The organism is Pectobacterium versatile, assembly GCF_003932035.1.
Taxonomy (GTDB): domain Bacteria; phylum Pseudomonadota; class Gammaproteobacteria; order Enterobacterales; family Enterobacteriaceae; genus Pectobacterium; species Pectobacterium versatile.
On record NZ_CP034276.1, the window covers coordinates 3647420 to 3665050 of the forward strand.

Below are 17631 nucleotides of genomic sequence, written 5' to 3' on the forward strand. Positions count from 1 at the left end.
CTCACAAAAGCACTTTCAGGAAGAAGCGAGAGGTAGCCGGGCACCCGCGTGCCCGGCCAAAAGACTAACGTAACAAATTGTCTTAAAAGATAATTATTAACTTACGCGCTAAACAGCTCGATTACTGAGCCAGCAGGTAAATCGTGCTGTCACCGCGACGCACATTCAAGGCCAATACAGCCGGTTTGCTGTCCAGAATTTTACGCAACTCGCCAATATTCTGTACCGTCTGTTGGTTAACCCCCAGAATAATGTCATCTTTCTTCAGGCCAATTTTAGCCGCCGCGGAACCGGGTTTAACGTTATCCACCTTGACGCCTTTTTTATCGTCCACCTGAGTATTGCTTAGCTCGGCACCTTCAATGCCAGAGTAGAGATTACCGGAAGCCACCTGAGCCTGATTACTCTGTTGCAGCGTCACCTCAACCGTCAGCGGTTTGCCCTCACGCAGCAGCCCCAGCGCCACTTTACTGCCCACCGGCAGCGACCCAACCTGCGCACGCAGCGCAGAGAAGCTGCTGACCGCTTTACCATTCAGCGTGACAATCACATCGCCCGCCTTGATGCCCGCCTCATCTGCCGCCGACTTCGGCCGCACCTGGCTCACAAACGCACCGCGCTGTGCATCAACTTTCATCGCCTGTGCCAGTTCGGAGTTCAGCTCCGTCCCGGTGATGCCCAGCTCACCGCGCTTTACTTCACCAAATTCGACAATCTGTGCAACGACGCTTTTCACCATATTGCTGGGGATAGCGAAACCAATCCCGATATTGCCGCCATCTGGAGCAAGAATCGCGGTATTCAACCCAACCAGCTCTCCGTTCAGGTTGACCAGCGCACCACCGGAATTCCCCCGGTTGATCGCTGCATCGGTCTGAATAAAGTTCTCATAGTTTTCAATATTCAACCCGCTACGCCCCAGCGCGGACACAATACCCGATGTCGCCGTTTCGCCCAGACCATACGGGTTACCAATCGCTACCGTATAATCACCGACCCGTAGTTGGTCGGAATCCGCGACCTTAATCGCCGTCAGATTTTTAAAATCTTTCAACTGCACCAGCGCGATATCGGAACGTGTGTCTTTGCCTAACACTTTGCCGTCATACTTGCGGCCATCGCTGAGTCGAACCTGAATCTTGTCAGCGTTATCCACCACATGGCTGTTGGTCACCACATAGCCTTTCTCTGCATTAATCACGACGCCCGCGCCCAGCGCCTGGAAATTTTCCTGCTGCGCTGGCTGGCCGTCGTCGTCACCTTCTCCCTGACACATTGGCGATGACTGGAACGGCGATCCCTCCTGACAGAAAGGCGAGTTTTCACCAAAAAACGGCTGAAGCTGCGGTGGGATACCTTCTTTTCCCTCATTGCCCGCATGGGTGGTATGCCCTTCCACGTAGATGCTCACCACAGAAGGCATGACGTTTTCCAGCATCGGGGCCAGGCTGGGTAATTGACCCGATGACGCGGCAGACGCCGCTGACTCTGCGGCATTCGCCGTGGTAGAACCCATCGCCATCGCCAGACTTAACGCCAGCGCACTCAGAACCAGTGATTTTCTTTTCATAGGAGGTTATCTCATAGTAATCAACACGCGAGTCTTACGGCCCGTGTACCCGACACCGGGTACACTCAGTGGTCGTGCTGTATGAGATAAATATGGACCAACAAGGTTCCAAAGGGGAAGATCGTGAAGCGTAAGGAAATATTGAACGGCTTTACAAAAGTCGTGATTTCCGTTGCTGCCTGTTCATCGCTAATCTGCCGCCATCAGCTTACGGTATTCGTCGTAGGCGTACAAATCCGTCATACCGCTGATGTAATCCTGAATCAGGCGCGCCCGATAATAATATTCACGGATGACACGCTCGGTTTCGGGTAATCCCTCCAACTCGGTGACCGCTTCGCAATAGGCCAGACAGTGCTTGCTGGATAGCTTGTGGTAAAGCCGCGTTTCAATCGGATAGCGCTTGTGCGTATCGTCGCTTACAAGCTGGCTGAAATCCTGATAGGGCATTTCTAGCAGCGGGCTATAAATATCCAGCAAGCCGCGAATCACGCGGTCACCCTGTAGCTCCAACTGTTCAACTTCATGATGGTTAAAAACGTGCTTTAAGGCGACGCGTTTGAAAATGCCTAACAGGCGGTTCTGCGGGCTGTCGTCCTCAAGCAATGCCTGATTAAACGATCCAGCATAGACCTCCGGCAGGTTATCGATAAAACGCTTCGCGGCATGCGGCACCATCTGCGCCACGGTATTCACGCGAAGATTCATGAAGAACTGATCGTCGTGGCTGCGCCATTTTAAACGTTCACGTCCTTTGTAGGCATGTTCAATCGTTTTAGCGAAAATGTCTTTCTCTGTTCCTTCACCCCAATTTTCACGTAAAAGGTCGTAAAGTTCTTCGATCGTGAGAATATCTTTCTCGACAGCATCCTCGAGATCGGCGATGCAGTAAGACACATCATCGGCCGCTTCCATAATGTAGCTCAGCGGATGACGATGAAATTCGCCCATATCCAGCTCTTCACGCAGTTTAGCGACAAACGCTTCCTCTGCCAGATAGTAGCCCGGCTTCTTCATCAAATAATGGTAATCAGCCGGAAGCTCGCCGTGCCAATACGCAGGGCGGGTATATTTCAGGATACAAGCGACCTGCCCGTAGGTCAGATTAAGCTTCAGCAACGTATGCACCAGACGGATCGCCTGTGCGTTGCCTTCAAAATGGCTCAGATCCTGCCGGATCTGCCCGCGCAATTCGTCCAGTCCATCTTGCTGCATCCGCAGCGTAGGGACTCTACAGTCATCGACGCGCTCCGGGGATTCACTGTCCAGATAGTGGCTATCCAGCAATTTTCTGAACCATTGATTAATCGCGGATTCGCCAAAATGCCCAAACGGTGGATTGCCGATGTCATGCATCAGACACGCCATTTCAACTAGGCTTTCAAACGGCGTTTCTCTGTCGTTCAGCCCTAGCGATGCCAGCCGCCCGTCGACTTGCAGGCGGTGTAAAATCTCTTTGGCGATATAGCGGCCAACCTGCTGAACTTCCATAGAATGGGTCAGACGGGAGCGGACGGCCGCATTACGTTCTAGCGGAAAGACCTGAGTTTTTTGCTGTAAACGGCGGATGGCAGCGGAGTTAATAATACGACCCCGATCGCTTTCAAACTGGCGCACTATCGTATATTCATCCTCAGCCGTTTTAGTCCGACTGAAATGGCGCTGAAAGCTCATTTTTTTGGCGAAATCGATACCAGACATACGGTTCTCCATGTCATCCCGCTACAGCACAATGATGGACACTCCATCTCATCCCGCTAGCCATGATAGACTAACGTCCGCGATATACACCTAATGCTGGTCATTTAACGATCGAGATACACGGTGCGACCACAGGGGTGAGGCATCCCTGCGGGAACCTCCCCCTGTGTTTCCCCTAAAATGGGACTTCAGTGACCAGCATTAGGTATACGCCTTCCATTTATAACAGAATTTGCGGGGAACCTTATGAAAGTCGGTATTATCGGTGCGATGGAACAAGAAGTAACGCTGCTGCGCGATCGGATTGAAAACCGTCAGACCTTCCAGCGTGCGGGTTGCGAAATCTACACCGGACAAATCAACGGTGTAGAAGTCGCGCTGCTGAAATCCGGTATCGGTAAAGTCTCCGCCGCACTGGGCACCACGCTGCTGCTAGAACACAGCAAGCCAGACGTGGTGATTAACACCGGTTCTGCTGGCGGACTGGCACCCACATTGAACGTCGGTGATATCGTGGTTTCCGATGAAGTGCGCTACCACGATGCTGACGTCACGGCCTTTGGCTATGAACCCGGCCAGATGGCAGGCTGCCCTGCGGCTTTCCTTGCCGATGAAAAACTCATCGCGCTGGCGCAGGAAGCGATTGCCGAGTTACAGCTGAACGCCGTGCGCGGTCTGGTTGTCAGCGGTGATGCCTTTATTAACGGCGCAGAGCCGTTAGCTCGTATCCGCACCACGTTCCCGAAGGCGATTGCCGTAGAAATGGAAGCGACTGCGATCGCCCATGTTTGCCACCAGTTCGCCGTCCCGTTTGTGGTGGTGCGCGCGATTTCTGATGTGGCCGATAAAGCCTCACACCTGAGTTTCGATGAGTTCCTGAGCGTTGCGGCACAGCAATCAACGCGGATGGTAGAAGCGATTCTGGCCAAGCTGGCCGCACGCTAACTGTGACAGTCAGGTTCCTCTGCTGGCTAACTGGGCTACTGCTCTGCACCGCCGCTTATGCCATTCCGCAGCGTGTGATCAGTCTCGCACCACACGCGACGGAAATGGCCTATGCGGCAGGCATGGGTGAACAGCTGATTGCGGTTAGCGCTTGGTCAGATTACCCGCCAGAAGCAAAAAAGCTGGAACAGGTTGCCTCCTGGCAGGGAATCAATCTGGAGCGCATCCTCGCCCTCAAGCCCGATCTGATTCTGGCGTGGCGCGAGGGTAACTCACAGCGTCCGCTGGAACAGCTCGCCAACTTCTCGATTCCCATCGTTTATCTGGATGCGAAGACAGTAGACGATATCCCGGCGTCACTACGACAGTTGGCGACCTATAGCCGCCACCCTGAACAAGCCGAACGAGCAGCAACAAATTTTCAGCAGGAAATAGACAAACTCCAGCACGCTGGCGAGAGGCATAACGCCACGCCATTGCGGGTATTCATTCAATTCGGCACTCAGCCGCTGTTTACCTCGTCGAAAGCAACGCTGCAAAGCCAGATCGTTTCACTGTGTGGTGCCGAAAATGTCTTTAGCGACAGTCCGGTGCCCTGGCCGCAGGTCAGTCGTGAACAGGTGTTAAGACGCCAACCGCAGGCCATTATTGTCGGCGGTGCGCCAGAGAGGATTTCCAGTGTGCAAGCGTTTTGGCAGCCGCAATTAGCGGTTCCGGTAATTACCGTCAATGAAGACTGGTTTAGCCGCAGCGGCCCTCGTTTACTATTGGCAGCCCAGCAAATTTGTTCTCAGTTAGCAGAGTTAAGACCCACGCTTTCGTCAGCGAAGTGATTGTTAATTAACAGAGTGAAACCATTCCGCTAACAATAGCTTCATTAGTATACAAGTTGTAACACTAACAGGCTTTTATTTCGCCAATAGTTGCCGATAATCTGAACGCAACGATGGAATCATAAACAGCATTCATGGTTTTGATTACCATCTGGCGATAAAGCCAAAGCAAGACGAAATGAGAAAACTTTGAACCGATATCGGTTCCTTTGACACCAGGTAGCTTTAAATATGAAAAATGCGTTGCTTTACGCGGGCTTACTTATGGCGGCCTGTAGCACGGCATATGCAGGAAATCAGGGCGGGCAAATTAACGCTCAACTGACGATACTACCGGCGTGCGGCGTAACGCCTCAATCCGGTCAATATCAAATGAATTGTAACGTAGCCTCTGTACCACAACCTAAAATTACTGAGTCACGTATTCAGGTCGATCAGGCAAAATTTTCGACTTCTGCGGCAAAAACCGCACAGGGTACGGAAATGCGTTTGATTACGGTCGAATGGTAATCACAGTAAAAACAGGGGGCGTGTTTTTTTAACGCTTCCTATCATTGGCTTATTGTCTGCGATAAAAAATGTCTGCTATAAAAAAACCGTGTCTCGGCAACAAGACACGGTTTTTATTTTTTTAGTCGGTGAATAACCGCAATGCAGGATCAGACGCTGAAAGAGGAACCACAGCCGCAGGTGGATTTCGCGTTCGGATTCGTCACGATAAAGCGAGAACCTTCCAGCCCTTCGGTATAGTCCACCGCACCGCCAACCAGATATTGCAGGCTCATCGGATCAACCACCAGCGCCACACCTTGTTTCTCAATGGTCATATCGCCGTCGTTGATTTGATCATCAAAGGTAAAACCATACTGGAAACCGCTACAGCCGCCGCCCGTGATGTACACGCGCAGTTTCAGCTCTGGGTTTTCTTCATCAGCAATCAGGTTTTTCACCTTGCTTGCCGCCGCATCGGTAAATTGCAGAGGCAGTGCTGCTATATCATCGCTCATATTTTTACTCCCAACTCAGGGCTTATCAGGTGATAGACCCATATTCATACGCTTATTATCCGGCAGTAAGCGAAAACGTTCAAGATTTGACAGCCCTACCCTAAATAATTCGAGTTTCAGGAAGGCGGCAACCGCACGAATCCCCAGGAGCTTACTCAAGTAAGTGACTGGGGTGAGTAAGGAAAGCCAACACACATGCAACTTGAATTATGACGGGTGGATTGTTGAAATAATCGCCGCATTATGCCGTCTCATACACCACACAGCCAGTACTCTCAGTGGGTATGATGCGGCGCGTTTTCAAGTGAAAACCCGCACAGCGATTTCATAACGGCGGTCAGTTCATTAGAATACCCCTACATTTTACGATCAAGACCAGTCAGGACCGCGTAATGAACAAATCTGAAAGCCTGTATGCTGCGGCACAGCAACTTATTCCCGGCGGAGTGAACTCACCCGTTCGTGCTTTTAACGGCGTCGGCGGTACTCCGCTGTTCATCGAACGGGCTGATGGCGCTTATCTCTACGACGCTGACGAGCAAGCGTACATTGATTACGTGGGATCGTGGGGCCCGATGGTGCTGGGTCACAATCATCCGGCAATTCGTGATGCAGTGATCGCGGCAGCAGAACGCGGCCTGAGCTTTGGCGCACCGACAGAAATGGAAGTGCAGATGGCGCGTCTGGTCACCTCGTTGGTGCCGAGTATGGATATGGTGCGGATGGTCAACTCCGGTACGGAAGCCACCATGAGCGCGATCCGTCTGGCACGTGGTTACACGGGCCGCGATAAAATCATCAAATTTGAAGGCTGCTACCACGGCCACGCCGACTGCCTGCTGGTGAAAGCTGGTTCTGGCGCACTGACGCTGGGCCAACCTAATTCCCCCGGCGTTCCAGCCGATTTCGCCCGCCACACGCTGACCTGTGTCTATAACGATCTGTCATCCGTTCGCGCTGCATTTGAACAATATCCTGACGAGATCGCCGCGATCATTGTCGAACCTGTTGCGGGCAACATGAACTGCGTTCCACCGCTGCCAGATTTCCTTCCCGGCCTGCGTGCCCTCTGCGATGAGTTTGGCGCCCTGTTCATCATCGATGAAGTGATGACCGGCTTCCGTGTCGCACTGGCGGGGGCACAGTCGCACTACGGCGTGGTGCCGGATCTGACCTGCCTGGGGAAAATCATCGGCGGCGGCATGCCAGTCGGCGCATTCGGCGGCAAGCGTGAAGTCATGCAGGCGCTGGCACCGACCGGCCCGGTTTATCAGGCGGGAACGCTGTCCGGCAACCCGATTGCCATGGCTGCAGGCTTTGCCTGTTTGACAGAAGTGGCAAAACCCGGCGTACACCAAAAACTCACCGAGTTGACCAATCAGCTGGCTAATGGCCTGCTGGCTGCCGCGAAAGCCGAAAATATTCCGCTGGTGGTGAATCAGGCGGGCGGTATGTTCGGTCTGTTCTTCACGGATGCCGAGAGCGTCACCTGCTATCAGGATGTGATGAAGTGCGACGTCGAGCGCTTTAAGCTGTTCTTCCACATGATGCTGGAAGAAGGGATTTACCTCGCGCCGTCCGCATTTGAAGCGGGCTTTATGTCTTTGGCACACACACCACAGGACATCGATCGCACTATAGAAGCCGCACAGCTCTGCTTCTCACGGTTGTAAAAGCGAATTTAGTACGCTAAATAACTCAATTACACGGCAGCGTCACTCACCTGACGCTGTCGCTATTTCCTCTGCCGTTTCTGTCTTCATCATCCCCTCTGCTCCGCCTCCAACTTTTTCACCAAGTCTATCGTTCGAGAATGACAAGCCCTCTTAAATTGGTTATGAGTAAGTCTATTTTCCTGAAAATAGCGGAGAGGTCATGTTAAAGGTTCTAGGACGCACGTCGTCGATCAACGTTCGGAAAGTGCTGTGGCTGTGCGATGAGTTGGCGATTCCCTTTCACCGCGAAGACTGGGGCGAAGGCTATAAATCACCGCAGTCACCGGAATTTTTGGCGCTCAATCCCAATGCCATGATACCGGTTATTCAGGACGAGGATTTTGTCATGTGGGAATCGAACGCAATTATACGTTACCTCGCCAACGCGAAGGACGGAGCCTGGCTCTACCCGCAAGATCCGCGTAGCCGTGCTTCGATCGACCAATGGATCGACTGGCAGGCCAACGAGCTCAATCCCTCATGGCGTTACGCCTTTATGTCGCTGGTGCGCCAGTCTCCCGCACATCAGGATCCGACGCTCTTGGCAGCATCCTGCAATCTTTGGTCACGCACCATGGGCATTTTGAATCAGCAGTTGGAGCGAACCGGTCACTACGTTACAGGACAGGCGTTTACGCTGGCCGATATTCCCATCGGGCTATCGGTGAACCGCTGGTATGAAACGCCGCTGGAACACACGGACTATCCCGCCGTCCGCGCCTACTATGAGCGCTTAAGCGCACGCGCGGGCTACCTGACCTGGGGACGCAACGGCACGCCATAAGGCTACTCATAATACTACTCTGCGCTACCCGGTTCGATACCGCTCATCTCACAGGCCAGCGCCCCCGCGCGCTTAAGCGCATACGTGTAGCGTTCATCAAACGGGTAGCAGCACGATAGCCGAAGCGCGTGCTTACAGCGGCCGCTTAGCGTATAGAGCTCACCGGGTGTGACGCAAATTTTCTCTTGCAGCAGACGATGGAATAATTCCACCCCATCGACATTACCCGGCAACTCCAGCCAGAAGACAAAACCGCCCTGCGGCTGCGTCGCACGTGTCCCCTGCGGAAAATGTCGGGCAATCAACCCGCGCGCCTCATCCATCTGCACGGCATAGCGACGACGCAGCGTGCGCAGATGGTGATCGTAACCACCAGACTCCAGAAACTGCGCCAGTGTTTCCGATAGCAGCGCCGATTCCGCCATTGACGAGACCGCTTTCAGCCGCGCCACTTTGGCGCGGAAACGGCCTGACGCCATCCAGCCGATGCGAAAATCGGGCGCCAGCGTTTTCGTGAAGCTGGAGCAGTAAATCACCCAGCCTTCGCGGTCGAAGGCTTTCACCGTCGGCGACAGCGGCCAGGTAAACTGAAGCTCGCTGTATAACCCATCCTCGATCAGCGGCACCTGATAATCGTTCACCAGCTTTGCCAGCCGCTTTTTATCCGCCAGCGTCATGCTGCACCCTAACGGATTTTGCGCGTTCGGCATGGCGATAATCGCCTGTAATCGCTGTTCTGACAGCAGCAGCTCCAGCGCATCCAGCGCGAGACCGCGTTGCGGGTCGGTGGGAATCTCCACCGTTTTCAGTCCCAGACTGGCTAGCAGGGGAAAGAGATAAAAATAGGTTGGCGTTTCCAAACCCACACAGTCGCCCGGCTGCGTGACCGTGCGTAGCGCCAGCTGTAGCGCTTCCATACAGCCGTGGGTGATCGTGATGTCCTCGCGGGTCAATGACATACCCAAATCCATCGCTCGCCGCGCCACTTCACGCCGCAACCGTTCACTGCCTGGCGGCAACGCATAGCGACCAATCAGTTCAGGCTGCCGCCGCAGCAAAGAAGCGGCAATACGGCTGATCTTTTCGGTCGGATAGAAATCGGCATGCTGCGGGCACGCCAGAGAAATGTTGATGTAATCCGGGTGCGTCTGAGCAGCAAAAACGGTATCAATCAGATCCAGTTTCTCACTTCCCGGCACAATCACCTGCGCACGGTGAGGCTTGCTCTCCGTCAGCGACGGCAGACGCCCTCGCACAAAATAGCCGGACTGCGGCCGTGCTTCGATCAACCCACGATCTTCGAGAATACGCCAGGCGTTTAATACCGTGTTCACACTCACCTGGTGCGATCCGGCGACGCGACGAATAGAAGGCAGGCGACTTCCCGGCGCTAACGTCCCTTGATGAATGGCTGTGGCGAAGGTTTCCGCGAGCTGTTGATAGAGCGTACTTTCTTGTGAGTCGATGATGGACACAGTTCCCCCGCCAGCCAATGAGTACAGTTAACGATTAATGCAGTTTGTACCCATTACAATAATCATTTTGTGTATCTGTAACCATTTCTTTTTTCTGCCTACCATAGTGTTCTCACCCCATCATCAGGATAACACCATGCTCGACCCTTCTTTTTTCAGCTACGTCACCGTCATGTCGATCACGCCGGGGCCCAATAATTTGCTGCTGGCGACGTCAGGCGTCAATTTTGGCCTGCGTCGCACCTTGCCGATGCTGATGGGTATTTTAATTGGCTGTGCGCTACAAACGGCGCTGATGGGCGTGGCACTGGAGCTGTTGCTGAGCTGGCTGAGCATGATCCGCCTGCCCCTCACTGTGCTGGGGTGCGTCTATCTACTGTGGCTATCGTGGAAAATCGTGCGTTCATCAGCACCGGAATTACAAGGGCGAGTACAGCCAATGACTGTACTGCAAGGGACGTTATTTCAGGCAGTAAACCCAAAAGCCTGGCTGATGTCCAGCAACATCGCGCTGCTGTATACCGCCAGCAACGGTATTTTCCCCACAATGTTCGCCTTTATGGCGCTCAATCTGCCCTGTATTCTCGTTTGGGCCGTGCTCGGCGATCGCATCGGCAAACATCTTCAGGAACCGTGGAAACTGAAAGCCTTCAACGGCATCATGGCGCTTTCTCTGGTGCTTACTACGTTCTGGATGCTGGCCGAAGCCATCAACGTCACGGGTTAATTACACAACTTCGGCGGGCTAATCTACCCGCCGAAGTTCGCGTTATCTCACCTGCTTGCGTAGCAGATAAACAAAGTAAGGTGCGCCGATAAACGTCGCGAGCAGCCCTGCAGGGATCTGCGCCGGAAAGAGGATCATCCGGCCAAACCAGTCAGCAATCACCATCAGTGCCCCACCAATCAATGCCGAGCTGGCGATTTGCGGCAACACGCGGCTAAAGCCCAGCATCCGCGCCATATGTGGTGCCATTAAGCCCACAAAGCTCATCGGCCCAACCATCAGGGTTGCCATCGCGGTCAGTACCGATGCCAGCAGCAACACCAGCAGACGAACCGGTGTGACAGCTACGCCAAGCGATCTGGCCGTTGTCGTACCCAGTGGCAAAATACGCAGCCAACGCTGACAGAGCGGGACGATCAACAACAGCAGAACCGCAATCACCGCCGTGCGTATCGCGTCAGTCGGTTCAACCGCATAGGTTGAGCCCGACAGCCAGGTCAGCACCGTTCCCATACGCGGATCGCCACTGGCTAACAGCAGCGCTATGACGGTGGTGAACGCCATACTGAGCGCAATCCCCGCCAACAGCATACGCTGCGTGGAGAACCCACCGCGACCAGCGATAATCACCATGACCAGCAGCGTTAACGCCGCGCCCGCGCTACCGGCCGGAAGCAGCCACACCAACGCATTGCCGGGAATAAAAAACAGCAAAATAATGACGCCAAACGAGGCACCGGAGCTAATCCCCAGCACTTCCGGGCTTCCCATCGGGTTGCCCGTCAGCTTTTGTATTAGCGTTCCCGCCACCGCCAGTATCACTCCGGCAGTTAGCGCCGCCAGCACCCGAGGCCAGCGCCATGAGAGCAACTGCGCTAACACATCACCACCGCCCCACTGCCAGCCTTCCGCATCTTTCCCCAACATCAGCGCCGCGATCACCACCATTCCCAGCAGCGTGATACCGAGCACCAGCCACGTTCCCCACAGTCGACGTTCAACCGTCGGCGTGCTATTGCTGTCGACCAGAGCGGGCTGACCACTATTACGCAGACGCGGCAGCAGCCACAGTAGCAGCGGCGCACCAATCAGCGCCGTCGCGGCCCCCGTTGGGACGTCAAGCCACACGCCACTCAGCCAGATAACGCCTTGATCGGCAACGCCGAGCAGCAACGCCCCGAGCAACGGCGCTAATAAAAGACGGTGAAGTAACCGCCGTGCGCCCAGCATTTTCGCCAGCAGCGGCGCAAACAGGCCGATAAAACCGATAATACCTGCCGCATTCACCAACTGGGCACACAGGAAAATACCAAGCCCAAGCGCGCTCAGACGTGCCAGCGACAGCCCAAGCCCCAGATTACGTGCAACGCCGTCATCCAGCCCCAGCAGGGTTAGCGGGCGAATCAACAACAGCGCCAGACAGAAACACACCAGAAGACGCGGGAGAACAAACTGCACATTGCTCCAGTCCTGTTGGTTCAGCACGCCGCTGCTCCACAGGAACAAGCCCTGAAGCTGCTCATGATGGAAAAGCACCAGCAGCTGATTGACCGCGCTACAGTAGAAACTCAGCACCAGCCCCGCCAGTATCAGCGTCACCGGCGATAACCGCTTGCCCCAGGCGACGCCAAACACCAGCGCGCCAACCACCAGCGCCCCAATCATCGCAGCAGCCTGCTGGAGCCATTCGCCACCGGGCAGCGCCCACAGCGTGACCACCGTGATGCCGAGCTGTGCGCCCGTGGCGATCCCCAGCGTTGATGGCTCAGCCAATGGATTACGCAAGACCTGTTGGAACAACACGCCACACAATCCCAGCCCCGCGCCAATCAGCAGCGCCAGTACCATGCGCGGCAACAGGCTGTAGTGAAACAGAAGCTGCTGCATATTGTTCAAGGCGGGCTGTGTCAGCCCCTGAAGCCACTGCGACGCAGGCAATTGCTGCTGCAAGTTGTAGCTGCCCATTCCCAGAATCACGAACAGCAGAAAACCGATTAAAACAACAGGCAGCACCAGCGGGTGCACAGCACGCTTGTGCGCGGCAGACAGAGAATTAGGCATGTGTTCTCGCCTCCAATGCCTGATTCAATACGCGACAGAAGCGCATTGCCGAGAGCGTTCCGCCGTACAGCCAGACGGCTGGCACACGTTGCAAACGCTGGTTACGCACAAACGGCATGGCCTGCCAAAGCGGATTATTATCAAGCTGAGCGCTGATGGCGCTATCACCATGTTCAAAACAGAGTACGTTGGCATCACCGATTTCTGCCAGGCTCTCAATGCCCACAATCGTACTGCCCCAAAAGCTGGTTTCGCTGCGCCAGGCATTCTCTATTCCGATGTGATCCATCACTTCCTGAAAAAGGCTGTTCTTGCCGATCACCAACACATGGCGGCTGTCGACCAGCGTGATGAGCAACAGAGGCCGCTGGGTATAAGGCTGGAGTGTGATTTTTTCCTGCTGGAGAAACTGCGCCAGCTCCGTCAGGTGCCGTTCTCCAGCCGCTTTCATATTTAGCGCATCGGCCAGTTTCATGACCGAGGCCTGTGCCGACGTCAGCGGTTTTCCCTGTTCGTTGCTGAAGCCAAAGCCCAGCAGCGGAGAAATACGGGACATTTTCGCGACCGAAGGGCCGTAGCCTTCAGAGTAAAGAATCAGGGACGGGCGAATCTGCGTGAGCAATTCCAGATTGGGCTCGGTACGCAGCCCCACATCAATCACCGATTCAGGCAGCGCTGGCTCTTTCACCCACAGGTTATAGTTATGTTTATCGGCAATCGCGAAGGGCGTGATGCCCAACGCCAGAAGCAGTTCAACAGGCAACCACTCCAGCGCCACAATGCGGTTTACATCGGGAAATGTGGCAGTGGCTCCCTTGCTCGCCGCTGAATAAACCAGCGGGGACAATAGCAGCGCCGTCAGCAAACGACGGCGTAGCGGATCGGGGGAGGATGGAGAAGAAAAACGTTCAGGCATCATGAGCAGGAAAACCGAGTTAACAAACGAAGCTGACCGGCGCGCCACCCGCCGGATGAGGCAAAATACCCATGGGAATGCCGTAGATATTTTCCAGCACGTCCCCTTGCATGAGCGCGACAGGCTCACCCTGCGCAATCATTTTGCCGCCGCGCAACGCTACCAGATGATCGCAGTAGCGCGCAGCCATGTTGATATCATGCAACACAGCAATAACGGTGATGCCGCGCTCGCGGCTCATGCGCTGAATCAGCGCCAGCACCTCAACCTGATGCGCAATATCCAGTGCGGAGGTCGGTTCATCCAGCAGCAGGCAGCGGCTATCCTGTGCCACCGTCATCGCCAGCCAGGCTCGCTGCCGTTCACCGCCGGACAGGCTATCCACCAGACGGTTAGCAAACGGCTTTAATCCCACCAGCGTGATGGCTTCTTCGACCTTTTCCCGATCGGCGCTGCCGAAACGGCCTAATGCGCCATGCCACGGGTAGCGCCCCACAGCAACCAGCTCACGCACGGTCATCCCTTCGGCAGCGGGAAGCTGCTGCGGTAAATAAGCCACCTGACGGGCGAACAATTTGCTGTCCCAGCTTCCGGTCGCCTGTTCACCCAGCAATGCGGTTCCGCTGCTGGCGGACTGATGGCGACCCAGAATTTTCAGCAATGTCGATTTGCCTGAGCCGTTGTGCCCGATCAGCCCACACACTTTCCCCACGGGAAACGTGATAGATAACGGATGTAGCAGCGTGCGCCCGGCGACGGAAAAGCTGACGTCGTCCAGTCTGAAGGTAGTGTCAGGCAGTACAGTTTGATTTTGCATAGCGCTTTTGGTTTTTTAATGTCACCGAAGGAAAGGGGTGAGCAGAATTCACTATTTCCGTAACCGTCAGTCTAAAAGAGAACGATAATGATTACGATAAAGGCAGCATGATAGGCGCAACGGAATGCCAATCGCAAGACTTTTACCTGTCAGCGCCAGAGTGCTCCGGCAGGAAAAGTGGTATCAGGCAGGATGTGACCATTACCCAAAATAGCAGGTGCAAAAAAATGCCCAGATTAACTCAGCCTCTTAGTCACATTCTTATGCCGACTAAGAGACAGTTTCGTGCGCGATAATGTCGTTATTTTCATGCTACTTCGTAGCACGCGCCCGACATAGGGGGCTACGCCAGCCCCCTATGAACCCCGGCTTTTGGCGGAAATTATGCCGCTAAAGCGGTGCCTTCGTCGGTATCAGGCTTAGAGGACCGCTTGCGACACGTTCCTGACGTGGCGCAAGCTTTCGCCGCGTCCATGCGGCTCATCCTAAGCCTGCTATCTCCTCAGCATAATTTTTTACGCCGGATAACGACAAAACACGTGATACCCCTGTCTTTGTCTATAAGAGACAATAGATTAACCGGGGGCAGTGAGAAGCGTTTATTGACCAAACATTTCTTTGATCCAGTCAGCGACGCCTTCTCCGTTTTGCTGGTCCTGCTGTGCTGAAGGCTGCGGCTGGCTAGCCTGACACAGTGCCTGCGGATTATCCGTCCAGACTGGCAATACGCGTCCGGCGCTGCTGCCGTTGCAGATAAAGTTACCGCTGGCATCCACCGTCATGGTCGTAATGCCTTCCGGCGGCGTCAGCATTAACGGCAGCGGCGTTTGGTTCTCCAGATAGCGACGATAAATCGTCAGCGCACCGTTCGCCCCAGTCAGCTTGGCCGGGCCGTTGTTATCGCGCCCTACCCAGCTAATCGCCACTTCTTTACCGTCGATCCCAGCAAACCAGCTGTCACGCAGGTCGTTAGTCGTACCGGTTTTCGCTGCCAGATGATAATTCGGGAATTTCACCGCCAGCGAACGCGACGTACCGCGTTCAACAACCTGCTGCATGCCATACAGCGTCAGATAGGCAGCCTGCGCCGGAACCGCGCGTTCCGCCTGCGGGAAGCTCTGATAAAGCACCGTGCCATCTTCAGCAATCACCGAACGCAGTGAGGAAAGCGGCGCGCGATTGCCGCCGCTGGCGATCGTCTGATACTCCTGCGCCACTTCCATCGGCGTCAGACTGATCGCTCCCAGTAGCATCGCCGGTACAGGCTGGATCACATTTTCCGGAATCCCTAGCCGCTTCAACGTTTCCGTGATCTGATTCAGCCCCACGGCCATCCCAAGATTGACGGTCGGCACGTTCAGCGAGTTCGCCAGCGCATCGACCAGCATGACGCGACCACGGAACTCACGATCGTAGTTCTTCGGCTGCCATAGCTGTCCATTAGACTGTTTGATCGACAGCGGTTCATCGGCCAGCAGGGTATTCAGACGATAGGTGTCCGGCTGGCTCAGCGCGGTCAGGTAGGTCGGCGGCTTCGCCAGCGATCCGACAGGACGACGCGCCTGTAGCGCACGGTTAAACCCAGCGTACTGCGTTTGAGCACCACCAACCATCGCGCGAACTTCGCCGCTGAAGCGATCGACAATCACCATCGCCGCTTCCAGATCGCTGACGTTACGACCTGCACGCAGTGCCGGAACCCCGACTTCCACCGCTTTTTCCGCCGCATCCTGCGAGACCGGATCAAGCGTGGTAAAGATCTTCACGCCAGAGAGATCGTTAACCTTGTCGCCAAGCCGCTGTTGCAGTTCCTGACGTACCAGTTGCATAAATGCAGGCTGCGGGCTGATGACGCCACCTTTCGGCTGTACGCCCAACGGGCGCGCACTCAGCATGTTGTACAGGTCAGCATCAATAACCTGCTGATTCTGCAACAGACGCAGCACCAGATTGCGTCGTTCTAACGTAATCTGTGGGTTACGCCACGGGTTATACAGCGACGCCCCTTTCACCATGCCCACCAGCAGCGCCTGCTGATCGAGGCTCAGTTCATTCACTGGACGACCAAAGTAATACAGGCTGGCAAGCGGGAAACCGCGGATCTGATCGTTACCGCTCTGACCGAGGTACACTTCGTTCAGATACAGCTCAAGGATACGATCCTTGCTGTAGCGATAATCCATGATCAGCGCCATATAGGCTTCGTTAGCTTTACGCCACAGCGAACGCTCGTTGGTCAGGAACAGGTTCTTAACCAACTGCTGCGTCAGCGTACTACCGCCCTGTACCGCACGCCCCGCAGTGATGTTCGCTAAGAACGCACGGCCAATCGAGTACAGGCTGATACCATCGTGTTCATAAAAATGACGGTCTTCGGTCGCTACTAGTGTATCAACCAGCAGATCGGGGAAACCGGCACGCGGCACGAACAAACGCTGTTCGCCATTCGGCGACTGCATCATGGTGATCAGTTTCGGATCGAGACGGAAAAAGCCGAAGTTACGCTGGTTGTCCAGATTCTGGATCTGCGACAGACGATCGTTGGCAAACGTCAGACGCGCCTGAATCTGCCCTTCTTTTCCATCAGGGAAATCAAACGGACGGCGCAGCATATCGATGCTGTTGCCACGCACGCTGAATTCACCCGGACGGGTAATGCGGCTCACCTGACGGTATTGCATGCCTTCCAGCAGACTGATCATCTCTTTCTGGCTATAGGCCATGCCCGGCTCAAGGTTAACCATGCGGCCATAGACGGCGGCAGGCAGCTGCCAGACTTTGCCTTCAATACGGCTACGGATCTGGCTGTCGAGGTACACGCCATAGATCGCCATCGCCACGGCAAAGATCAGGAACAGCTTGATCGCCAGCCCCAGCCAGCGCCGTCTTCTCTGCGATTTACGCGTCATGGTGTCATCGCCGTCGTAATCATCATCGTCGTCATAGTCGTCCTGATAATCGTCATAGTCTTCATCATCATAGTCGTCATCCCTGCGACGTCGTATGGCCTGCTTGCGTTCAGGCTTACGTTTTGGCGCTCTCCCTTTGCGCCCGATAGGTTCGCGGTCATCCCGAGACAT

General features: G+C 54.8%; 14 protein-coding genes. 6 read left to right on the top strand and 8 right to left on the bottom strand.

What is annotated here, in order from left to right; translation table 11 throughout:
• Positions 1-121: 121 nt before the first annotated feature.
• Complete coding sequence (gene degP, locus EIP93_RS16515; protein WP_103940757.1) at positions 122-1570, bottom strand: serine endoprotease DegP; 1449 nt, start codon at positions 1568-1570, stop codon at positions 122-124.
• Between the two features lie 189 nt (positions 1571-1759).
• The gene (gene dgt / locus EIP93_RS16520) at positions 1760-3271 is read right to left on the bottom strand and encodes a dGTPase (RefSeq protein WP_109226119.1); all 1512 of its coding nucleotides are present in this window, start codon (positions 3269-3271) and stop codon (positions 1760-1762) included.
• Between the two features lie 246 nt (positions 3272-3517).
• Here dgt and mtnN point away from each other — a divergent pair, with 246 nt between their 5' ends.
• The 3 genes from mtnN to EIP93_RS16535 all read left to right on the top strand — a co-directional run bounded on the left by mtnN (position 3518) and on the right by EIP93_RS16535 (position 5559).
• On the top strand, positions 3518-4216 hold the full coding sequence (gene mtnN / locus EIP93_RS16525; protein ID WP_105879426.1) for a 5'-methylthioadenosine/S-adenosylhomocysteine nucleosidase: 699 nt from the start codon (positions 3518-3520) through the stop codon (positions 4214-4216).
• Positions 4217-4218: 2 nt separating this feature from the next.
• The gene (gene btuF, locus EIP93_RS16530) at positions 4219-5049 is read left to right on the top strand and encodes a vitamin B12 ABC transporter substrate-binding protein BtuF (RefSeq protein ID WP_107333295.1); all 831 of its coding nucleotides are present in this window, start codon (positions 4219-4221) and stop codon (positions 5047-5049) included.
• A 231-nt stretch (positions 5050-5280) separates the two neighbouring features.
• On the top strand, positions 5281-5559 hold the full coding sequence (locus EIP93_RS16535; RefSeq protein WP_103862582.1) for a hypothetical protein: 279 nt from the start codon (positions 5281-5283) through the stop codon (positions 5557-5559).
• 149 nt (positions 5560-5708) lie between these two features.
• Here EIP93_RS16535 and erpA read toward each other — a convergent pair whose 3' ends face one another.
• Complete coding sequence (erpA, locus tag EIP93_RS16540; protein ID WP_005969047.1) at positions 5709-6056, bottom strand: iron-sulfur cluster insertion protein ErpA; 348 nt, start codon at positions 6054-6056, stop codon at positions 5709-5711.
• 392 nt (positions 6057-6448) lie between these two features.
• On the opposite strand from erpA, the gene hemL reads away from it, so the two are divergent.
• Both hemL and EIP93_RS16550 read left to right on the top strand, forming a co-directional pair.
• Positions 6449-7729: a glutamate-1-semialdehyde 2,1-aminomutase gene (gene hemL / locus EIP93_RS16545; protein WP_103862584.1), complete on the top strand. Its 1281-nt coding sequence runs from the start codon at positions 6449-6451 to the stop codon at positions 7727-7729.
• 202 nt (positions 7730-7931) lie between these two features.
• Positions 7932-8555, top strand: a complete 624-nt coding sequence (locus EIP93_RS16550; RefSeq protein WP_103862585.1) for a glutathione S-transferase family protein — start codon at positions 7932-7934, stop codon at positions 8553-8555.
• A gap of 14 nt (positions 8556-8569) precedes the next feature.
• Here the strand turns inward: EIP93_RS16550 and EIP93_RS16555 are convergent, their stop codons facing one another.
• Positions 8570-10030: an aminotransferase-like domain-containing protein gene (locus tag EIP93_RS16555; protein ID WP_103971468.1), complete on the bottom strand. Its 1461-nt coding sequence runs from the start codon at positions 10028-10030 to the stop codon at positions 8570-8572.
• A gap of 136 nt (positions 10031-10166) precedes the next feature.
• On the opposite strand from EIP93_RS16555, the gene EIP93_RS16560 reads away from it, so the two are divergent.
• Positions 10167-10757: a LysE family translocator gene (locus tag EIP93_RS16560; RefSeq protein ID WP_039476063.1), complete on the top strand. Its 591-nt coding sequence runs from the start codon at positions 10167-10169 to the stop codon at positions 10755-10757.
• A 42-nt stretch (positions 10758-10799) separates the two neighbouring features.
• On the opposite strand, the gene fhuB is transcribed toward EIP93_RS16560, so the two are convergent.
• From fhuB to mrcB, 4 genes are all read right to left on the bottom strand, one after another.
• Positions 10800-12818, bottom strand: coding sequence for a Fe(3+)-hydroxamate ABC transporter permease FhuB (gene fhuB / locus EIP93_RS16565; RefSeq protein WP_125232987.1), 2019 nt, complete (start codon positions 12816-12818; stop codon positions 10800-10802).
• A complete protein-coding gene (gene fhuD / locus EIP93_RS16570; protein WP_109226217.1) occupies positions 12811-13737 on the bottom strand; it encodes a Fe(3+)-hydroxamate ABC transporter substrate-binding protein FhuD in 927 nt (308 codons plus the stop codon). Before fhuD ends, fhuB begins: the two co-directional genes overlap by 8 nt.
• Positions 13738-13753: 16 nt before the next feature.
• Positions 13754-14551 (bottom strand): Fe3+-hydroxamate ABC transporter ATP-binding protein FhuC, encoded by a 798-nt coding sequence (gene fhuC, locus EIP93_RS16575; RefSeq protein WP_010299547.1) that lies wholly within the window; start codon positions 14549-14551, stop codon positions 13754-13756.
• A 599-nt stretch (positions 14552-15150) separates the two neighbouring features.
• Complete coding sequence (gene mrcB, locus EIP93_RS16580) at positions 15151-17631, bottom strand: bifunctional glycosyl transferase/transpeptidase (RefSeq protein ID WP_116362761.1); 2481 nt, start codon at positions 17629-17631, stop codon at positions 15151-15153.